This window comes from Fodinicurvata sediminis DSM 21159 (assembly GCF_000420625.1).
In the GTDB taxonomy this organism is placed as follows: Bacteria; Pseudomonadota; Alphaproteobacteria; order Kiloniellales; family DSM-21159; genus Fodinicurvata; species Fodinicurvata sediminis.
This window is the reverse complement of record NZ_ATVH01000015.1, coordinates 461,794-470,181: the sequence shown is the minus strand read 5'-3', so window position 1 is coordinate 470,181 and position 8,388 is coordinate 461,794. Positions and strand designations below refer to the sequence as shown.

The following is an 8,388-nucleotide window of genomic DNA, read 5'->3' as shown; positions in this document are numbered from 1 at the left end:
TAGGGGCGCAGCCCGTGCTTGCGGCAGATCGCCACGAACAGGCGCACCGTCCAGCTGTCGGGAAAGGAGAACTTCAGTTCCACCTCCGGCTCCGGCGTCGCATCGAGGCGGGCCTGCACCCGCTCCATTGCCGCCCCGGCGGCCGCACGCTCGCCAGCCGTACCGGCCGCCGCGAACAAAGCCTCCAGTTTCGATAGCTTTGCGCGTAATGCCGCGCTGTCTGTGCTCATGCCCTTTCCCCTGCAATCAGCAGAAGGACAATCAAGAACACATGCACCCGTCAACGGAAAACCCTATGGGGCACTCGGACCGCTTACAGAACACATGCACCCGTCAACGGAAAACCCTATGGGGCACTCGGACCGCTTACGATACTGCGCCAGACGCTGCTGCTGGTCGGCCTTCAGCGTCCACTGATGGCGCCGCATCAGGCTGAGCAGCCCCCGGTTCTTTCGGCCCTCGGGGTCCTGCTGCTGCCACAGCTTCAGGAAGTGCTGGTTGACCAGGCGAACGACATGGAAGCGATCGGCCACGATCTGGGCGTTGGGAAAGTACCGGCGCACGAGTGCGCGGTAGGTCTCCGAGAGATCCATCACCACCAGCCTGACCTGCGCGCGCCCCGGCAGGCGGCTGAGATAGCACTGCAGGCTGGGCTCCGAACGGCCCAGCACCACATCGAAGACCTTATGGTTCTTGAGATCCACCAGGCTCGTGGCATAACCGCTGCTTGCGGCTGAAGAAGTGCTCATCGATGCCCAACACCTGGGGGCAGCTCCGGCCGGACAGCTCCGAGACGCGCTGGCGAATGAAGAATTGATACCAGCGCTCCACCGTGGCGCTGCTCACCGCGTGCGTGGCCGTCAGCTTGCGCTGGCTGACGCCGCCCTCATGGGCCTCGAAAACCTCCAGGCGATAGGCCTCGGTGGCCTGCAGCCTCGGACGAATGCCGGCAAAGCGGTGACGGAAATAGCGCTGGCACCCCGGGCAATGATACTTGGGCACGCTCAAGTGCAGCACCACCAGCTGGTTGCCCTGACGGCTGTGCTTGAGCGTACGCCGGTAGGTGGCCTTGATCCGCACCGCCGTCTGCTGACAGTGCACACAGGCCAGCCGCTCCCGGGGCCTGGCCCAGACATGAATGTCTCGCCGGTTGTCCACCCGCTCAATCACCAGGCCTTCTATACCCAAAAGCGAATTTACTGGTGACATCGGTTCCTCCTCCATCAAGTCTCGGTCCATACAAACCAAGCTTAATGAATACCGCTTATCCCCCGTTCATGACGTAGAGCCCGAAGAAGAAAGCGTTTCCTCAACGCGCCTTGCTTTGCGTAGCGATCTGCCGTCCCACACGCTGCTCGCGATAGAAGACATAAAGGCCCGAGGCCAGGATGATGGCCGTGCCGAGCCAGGTCAGGGCGTCGGGGAAGTCATCGAAGATCAGATAGCCTAGCGCCGTCGCGCTGATGATCTCCAGGTACTGGAAGGGCGCCAGGATGCTGGCCTCGGTGCGCCGGAAGGCACCGACGATGAACATGTGGCCGATCACCGAGATGCCGCCCAGACCCAGCAGGGGCAGCCAGAGCGAGAGATCGAGAGTGCGCCAGTCCATCACCGAACCGGCCATACCCGACAGGTCCGTCACCAGGATGAAGAGGCCCAGGAAGAGCGACGCGAAGGCGCCGCTGTAGAACTGCAGCTGCAGCCCCCCTGTGCGCGCGCTCATGGAACGCACCACGGTCCACATGACGGCATAGCTGACCGCTGCCAGCAGGGGAAAGATCGCCACGACCCCGAAGGCAAGCCAGTTCGGCCGAATTACGATCAGTGCACCCAACAGGCCAACGGCAACCGCCGAGTAGCGCCGAATGCCCACACGCTCGCCCAGGAACAGGGCAGAGAAAACCGTCAGAATCAGGGGCTCGACGAAGAAGATCGCGATCGCGTTGGCCAGCGGCATGTGCACCAGGGCGGCGAAGAGGAACCCAACCGCTGTCCCCATCAGGGCGCCGGCTATGGCCAGGCCCGGCAGAGCCCGCCGCGCCACGCGAAAGGCCCGCCCCCGCGTGATCACCAGCAATAACCCGGCCAGCAGCAGGCTTTGAATGAAGAACCTCAGGAAAGCGACCTGAAAGGGCGATAGTGTGGGTGAAAGCGTCTTTGCAATGGCATCGATTCCGGGCACAAGCAACATCGCCATGGCCATCATGGCCATACCGCGATCGGGATCGTTCATGCGTGTTGTATCATTGGCGGCCTGTGTCATGCGATGTCGCGTAGCTCTTCCTTGGCACGAACAGCCCCTTTACGCCAAGCAGGCAAAGTGAACAGCGCTGTTTGTTACTGTCCCTGAGGGCCGTTTTGGCCGGCCTTGGGCAGCCTCCGATAAGAAAAAGTGGGTGAGCGACGCACTCTAATCCTGTCGCTTGGAGGTGAACAACCGCATCCGGCAGCAGGCGGTCACAAATCCGCACCTCCTATCGATCCTGCCCGGCCCGCTCGCTGGCGCCACCTTCAAGAACTTCCCGGAGCTTGAGGGTCAACTCACGCCGCTTGTAGGGTTTGGCCAGAAGGTGGACCGCCTTGTCCCGGCTTTCTTGCCTGGCAAGCTCTTCGCTATAGCCCGAAGTGAAGAGAACCGGAAGGTCGGGATATAGGGCCTGCGCCGCATCGGCCAGTTCCTGCCCGTCCATGCCATCCGGCATCACGATATCCGTGAACAGCAGGTCGAAATCCTGCTTCTGATCCAGCGCTTCCAGCGCTGCCGGACCGTTCTCGCAAGCCACGACCTGATAGCCCAGAATCGAGAGCTGGCTGGCCACATGGGTGCGCACCGATTCATCGTCCTCGACCAGCAGGATCTTGCCGGCACCCTGGCCATCGACCTCCGCGTCCGCACTCAGCGCCACTGCTGCAACCCCCTCGCTGGCCCGCGGCAGATACAGCGTAACCCTTGTTCCCGCATTGGGCATCGAGTCGATGTGGACATGGCCCCTTGATTGCCTGGCAAAACCATAAACCATGCTGAGCCCCAGGCCACTGCCCTTGCCCACTTCCTTGGTAGTGAAGAAGGGCTCCACGGCCTGCGCCAGCGTACTTTCGTCCATGCCAACCCCGTTGTCGGTTATGGACAGCGCAACGTACGCGCCGGGTTCCAGGTCCTCTGCCCACGGAGATGCAATTTCTCCCAGATCGATCGCGGCGGTTTCAAGAAGGATACGACCACCCTCGGACAGGGCATCCCGAGCATTGAGGCAGATGTTCAGGATGGCGTTTTCCAACTCTGCAGAATCCACCACAGCCGGATAGAGGCCATCAGCCAGCGCCAGTTCGATCTCGATCGACTCGCTAAGAGTCCGCTGCAACAGGGTCTGGAACCCGGTGACCAGATGATTGATGTCTGTCGGCTTCGGATCCAGCGGCTGCTGGCGTGAAAAGGCCAGCAGGTGACGGGTCAACTCGCCACCGCGTTCTGCAGCGCGCGCCGTCATCTCGACCAGGCTCTTCAGGTTTTCATCCTCTCCCAGGCGCTCCGACAGAAGTTCGCTGTTGCCCAGGATGACTGTCAGGAGGTTGTTGAAGTCATGTGCGATGCCCCCCGTCAACTGGCCGACGGCATCCAGCCGCTGGGCCTGGCGCAGCTGTGCCTCCAGATGCCGGCGCTCTGTCAGGTCCTGGAGACTCCCGACCATGCGGACGGGCTTGCCCTGTTCGTCCGTAATGACCACACCCTTGTCCAGGACCTCGGCATAGCTGCCGTCTGCACGCATGAAGCGATACTCGCACTGCCAAAGCGACTGGTCCTGCGCCAGTAGGCCATCCAAGGCGTTCTGGACACGTTCCCGGTCTTCGGGATGAAGGTGCGTGGTCCAGAACGCCCCCTCCGTCATGCCGGTGTCCCGTTCGTAACCTAGGACGGACGATAGCCCATCGTTCCACCAGATCCGGTCTGTCTCCAGGCTCCAGTCCCAGATCACGTCATTCGTTGCCTGCGCGACCGTCAGGAAACGCTGCTCCGCCTCCTTGCGGGCGGTTATGTCCATCAGGCTGACCAGCACACGCCCGGAGGGATCGTCCAGCTCGGGCAAGGCCATACCAAGCAGGACATGGATCATGCGATCGCCCAGCGTACGCAGCCGCATTTCCGTCTGGTAGGTACGCTTTCCTTCCGCCAGGGCGACCAGGACGTCTGCAAAACGCCCCTGACTGTCCGGTGTATCGAGAATCTTCGGCAGGGCCTGCAGAAGCTGCTGCTTTGCGTCAGCCTCGAACATTTCGAGAGAGGCCTGGTTCACATCCAGGGTTCGGATGGAATGCATGGCCTCGTCAATAAGCTGCGACTGCTCCTCCAGATACGCCCCTAGGCAGGATTCACCGATAGCCCGCAGTTTTGCGACAATCGGCAGAACGGCACTCCAATCCTCTTCCCAGATGGAAGCCGGAACCAGGTTGAACAGCGAACGATAGCGGGCCTCGCTTTGCTCCATCCGTTCATGTTGGCGTGTACGCTCTATTGCCACGCGCAGGTACTGGCTGATCCTTTCGATGATTCCCATCTGTCCAAGCTCGGGGGCGCGCACCTCTTCATGATAGACGGCAAAGGTAGCCATGACCCTGCCCTCGGCATCCAGGACCGGCGTCGACCAGCAGGCACGCAATCCGTGGGATTCAGCCAGTTTGCGATAAGATCTCCAGAGGGGGTCCTTGGAAATGTCGGTGACGATCACGGCCTCCCGCCGCCAGGCTGCCGTGCCGCAGGAGCCCGCATTCTCCCCGACTTGCTCACCGTCGATGGCCTTGTTGTAGGCCGCGGGCAGGTTGGGGGCCGCACCATGAAACAGGCGGCCATCCTGAACCAGAAGGATCGACGAACGTGCCCCGGACATTAGCCCATCCACAGTTACCGTGATCTCCTTCAACACGTCCGGTAAGGGAGTGGCTGCACTGACCATGTTGAGCACACGCGCTTCCAGAGCACGGAGGTCCTTCTCCAGACGTTCGGCCGTCACATCACGAAAGCCGACGACCCCGCCGGTGATTTCACCTTCCGCATCGACTATCGGGGCTGTCATATAGGATATGGGGAAGGCACTGCCGTCCTTCCGGAAGAACATGTCCTCCTCGACCTGGCGGATCTCTCCATCCTGAACGGTATGGAATATGGGACAGTCCTCGATGGGATAGGGCCTGCCATCGGCATGGTGATGATGAAAAAGGTCATGGGCACGTTTGCCGATGACCTCGCCTTCCTGATAGTCCAGCATGCGAAGGGCAGAGGGATTTTCGAAGATCACCCGCCCTTGCCTATCCACGCCGTGGACACCGAAGGGGATCGCGGCCAGCAGGGCCTCGTGTTGTTTTTCGGTCTCCTTCTGGTCCTGAATGTCAACAGTCGTTCCATGCCACCTGATGATCCGTCCTTCTGAATCGCGCTGGGGCCTGGCGGCAACCAGGTGCCAGCGATAGCTCTGAGAAGCGGCGTGGTAGATACGGAACTCCACCGTGTAATCGGTCTCCTCCTCACGCGCTTTGGCCCAGACCTGCAGGGTCCGCTCCCGGTCATCGGGATGCAGCATATCCAGCCATTCGCCAGAGGCGGCATCAATCTCTTCCACGCCACAGAAGACGTTCAGATAGCGGCTGATGTAGTCCACCACACCGTCGGGTCGGGCCGACCAGACCATGTGCGGCAGGGCTTCAGCCAACTCGCGCTGCAGTGGATGCAGTTCCTCCACGCCGTCTGTACGCTGTGGCCCGCCAAGCAGCTGACCGGCAAGATCGCCGTACTGCTTCAGGTCTCGCGCTTCTTCCGGAGACAGGCTCCTTCGTTCGTGATCGGCAACCCACAGACATCCAACAGGGATATCCGTGCCGGTATCAACGGGAACGACCGCAAGGAAACGGACATCAGGGCAGAGCTGTTGCACGAAAAACGGAAGGCCACCCTGATTGCCCTGAAGGTCTTCAACCACAGTCAGGTCATCAGGGAGGGGAAAGGGACCAGTAGCACCGTCGAACCGGTCTGCCGAGAAGCCTGCATTGGCTTCGAGGCGCAGAGCACCGGCTGCCTGCACCATGAGCGCCCCGTAAGGCATCTTGAGATGACGGGCAGCAAGCTCCAGAACCTGATGACAGCAAGACTCCCTCGGCATGTTCGCCTCACTCCGGTCGAAACGATTCCGCCCGGCAAGCGGCCATGACGCGCCCGCATTGGGAGACTGGCCCTGCCTAGCCTACAGCATCAGAGGCATCCTGCCCGCGCTGTTGCGCAATGACTATAATATCCATTGCCCAGATTCCACAACTTTCGCGTTAAGCGTTCTTGAGAGAACAAAACCGTAGTATGGAATCGGCCGGAGACATAGGCGAGACGGCGGGCCGGGCACCCCTCAGGCTGGGCTGTTGGCGGCCTGCCTGTTGGTGGCATGGGAAAGCAGGCCTTCCTGTTTCGGCTCCAGATCGGCCTGGTGCTCACGGAGCATCCGGCGCAGGCGCTGCATGACGTCGAGATTGCTGTGCTCCATGGCGTTCAGGGCAGACAAGGCCGCCTGCAGATCACCGCTCCGATAGTGCTGCACAGCGGCGCGGGCCTGTTCATGCACACGGCGATGCGGCGCTTCAAGTGCTTCGTACTCCTTAAGGCTGCCAAAAAGCTCCTGGCCCTGCCCCTCGAAATACCATTGGCCCAAGCGGCATTCGCTGTCGCTGGGAAAGTCCTCGGCCGTAGCCCGAGACTGCCCCATGAACACCCGATAGACCTCGAGCTTCAGTTCCAGTTCCTCAAGGTTGGCAAGCTCGATATCGCTCAAGAGCGCGGCCGCGGACAAAGCGGTGCCGCTTTCCCGCGTCATCGCCAACAACCGCTGCGTTCGTCCCAGCAGGCAGTCCGCTGAACCTTTCAACTCGTCTGTGGTGGCTGCATTACTACGCATCTTGCTGTCGGCCTGGCCGGCCTGATTCTGGATGGCGCGCACCAGGCGCTCGATGTCCAGGGTCGCTTTTCCCGAACGCCCCGCCAGGCTCCGCACCTCCTTGGCAACGACGGCAAACCCACGACCGGCCTCTCCGGCACGCGCCGCTTCGATGCTGGCATTGAGGGCCAGCAGTTTCGTTTGACCGGAAACATCCTCGATCAGGGAAAGAATGGACCCAACCTCTCCCGCATTTCCATTCAGTGCAGTGATCTGCTCCGAGGCGGTCTGGATCTCGCCGGTGATATCGGAAATAGCCTGGACCATGTGTTCCAGGCCGGCATAGCTTTCCTCGGATTCCCGGTAACTGTCCCGGTTCGCGCAGCTGTTCTGGACCAGCAAATCCGAAAGATCGCCAAACGATTGACGCAGCGCGCCCAGCGACTCACCGAAGCTGGAAAGGCTGGCGAAGATGGCGCGATCAATATCCCTTTGCTGCTCCAACTCGACAATGCGCGCCAGCAAGGCTTCGCGCGAGCCATCGTGGTCAGTTTCAAGGAAGGCTTCGCGTTGCAATTCAGGCGGCATGCCTCGCCTCCCCACGCGATGACGGAATGCCTCGGCTGCCAGGACCCAGTATATCCTCCAGCGCTTGCAACAGGACGTCTGCCGTAAAGGGCTTCTCCAGAACCCTCCGAGCGCCAATACGCTGGGCCAGCTTTCCGATATCCAGGCCGCAAAGCGCACAACCGCCAGACATGGCCAGCACGGGTGTTGCCTGTCCCCGACCAAGGATTTCCTGGATCACCTCTATGCCATCCCGATCCGGCATCAGCACAGCCGTGATCACGGCTTCTACCCTATGCCTTCGGTAAAGATCCAAGGCCTCCTGCCCACCGCCTGCCTGAAGCACTTCGTAGCCTGCCTCCTCCAGTCGTTTGGCCAACGCCTGACGAAAGGATGTCTCATTATCTGTCAGCAGCAGCGTTGCCATTCTGAACCTCCTGTCCTGTTTGGGCGTGCCGACCTGTCAACCTGGGCCGGGCGGCAAAGACGTCACTGACCTGTGGTGCTGTCTCCGTGTCCAGATAAACCTGGGCCTCGTCTTCCTTCAGACGGCGCACCCAATAGAGGCGCTCATCCTCCAGGCCGCTGCGAAAGCAAAGGGTTTCGTTGCCCATTCTGCGTTCTTCCTTCGGCCGATCGAGCTTTGCAGCCTTCACCCGTGCCATGGCAGCGGAAGGGGCGCGCACAATGACCCGATCCCAGATAGCGCGCCCCTGCCAGCGCGAATCCTCTGGCCAGGCAACCGGATAAATCATCCACATCGGCATTGTCTCCTTTCCTACTGCCATAGCCGTGAGGTACGGCTTAATATAAGTAGTATAGTATATACATCTTTTGTGCTGCAGTACACCCCGGATCCCTGCGACACGGCGGCGCAGACGCGATCAGGTCTGAGCCTGCAGAGGTGCAGCCG

8 protein-coding genes are annotated in these 8,388 nt (G+C 61.0%); all 8 read right to left on the bottom strand.

All coding sequences use genetic code 11. The features are described 5' to 3' along the window. Positions 1–230: hypothetical protein (locus tag G502_RS0112605; protein WP_022729034.1), on the bottom strand; the 230-nt coding region annotated here is incomplete at its 3' end. 63 nt (positions 231–293) lie between these two features. After that, positions 294–749 (bottom strand): transposase, encoded by a 456-nt coding sequence (locus G502_RS21555; protein ID WP_081649792.1) that lies wholly within the window; start codon positions 747–749, stop codon positions 294–296. Next, complete coding sequence (locus tag G502_RS21550) at positions 685–1,209, bottom strand: transposase family protein (protein ID WP_162140979.1); 525 nt, start codon at positions 1,207–1,209, stop codon at positions 685–687. Before G502_RS21550 ends, G502_RS21555 begins: the two co-directional genes overlap by 65 nt. A gap of 100 nt (positions 1,210–1,309) precedes the next feature. Continuing rightward, positions 1,310–2,263: a DMT family transporter gene (locus G502_RS0112595; protein ID WP_022729033.1), complete on the bottom strand. Its 954-nt coding sequence runs from the start codon at positions 2,261–2,263 to the stop codon at positions 1,310–1,312. 211 nt (positions 2,264–2,474) lie between these two features. Then, the gene (locus tag G502_RS21545; RefSeq protein WP_081649790.1) at positions 2,475–6,149 is read right to left on the bottom strand and encodes a PAS domain-containing protein; all 3,675 of its coding nucleotides are present in this window, start codon (positions 6,147–6,149) and stop codon (positions 2,475–2,477) included. Between the two features lie 237 nt (positions 6,150–6,386). Next, positions 6,387–7,496 (bottom strand): methyl-accepting chemotaxis protein, encoded by a 1,110-nt coding sequence (locus tag G502_RS20075; RefSeq protein ID WP_022729031.1) that lies wholly within the window; start codon positions 7,494–7,496, stop codon positions 6,387–6,389. After that, positions 7,486–7,902 carry a response regulator gene (locus tag G502_RS0112570; protein WP_022729030.1) on the bottom strand — a complete coding sequence of 139 codons (417 nt, stop codon included), beginning with the start codon at positions 7,900–7,902 and terminating at the stop codon, positions 7,486–7,488. Before G502_RS0112570 ends, G502_RS20075 begins: the two co-directional genes overlap by 11 nt. After that, entirely contained in the window at positions 7,877–8,236 is a 360-nt protein-coding gene (locus tag G502_RS0112565) for a hypothetical protein (RefSeq protein WP_022729029.1), read from the bottom strand. Before G502_RS0112565 ends, G502_RS0112570 begins: the two co-directional genes overlap by 26 nt. Positions 8,237–8,388: the final 152 nt, after the last annotated feature.

What these genes read in the sequence shown, in the direction of transcription:
- G502_RS21555 (WP_081649792.1), bottom strand. Translation starts at nt 749, where the DNA reads ATGAGCACTTCTTCAGCCGCAAGCAGCGGTTATGCCACGAGCCTGGTG.
- G502_RS21550 (WP_162140979.1), bottom strand. Translation starts at nt 1,209, where the DNA reads ATGTCACCAGTAAATTCGCTTTTGGGTATAGAAGGCCTGGTGATTGAG.
- G502_RS0112595 (WP_022729033.1), bottom strand. Translation starts at nt 2,263, where the DNA reads ATGACACAGGCCGCCAATGATACAACACGCATGAACGATCCCGATCGC.
- G502_RS21545 (WP_081649790.1), bottom strand. Translation starts at nt 6,149, where the DNA reads ATGCCGAGGGAGTCTTGCTGTCATCAGGTTCTGGAGCTTGCTGCCCGT.
- G502_RS20075 (WP_022729031.1), bottom strand. Translation starts at nt 7,496, where the DNA reads ATGCCGCCTGAATTGCAACGCGAAGCCTTCCTTGAAACTGACCACGAT.
- G502_RS0112570 (WP_022729030.1), bottom strand. Translation starts at nt 7,902, where the DNA reads ATGGCAACGCTGCTGCTGACAGATAATGAGACATCCTTTCGTCAGGCG.
- G502_RS0112565 (WP_022729029.1), bottom strand. Translation starts at nt 8,236, where the DNA reads ATGTGGATGATTTATCCGGTTGCCTGGCCAGAGGATTCGCGCTGGCAG.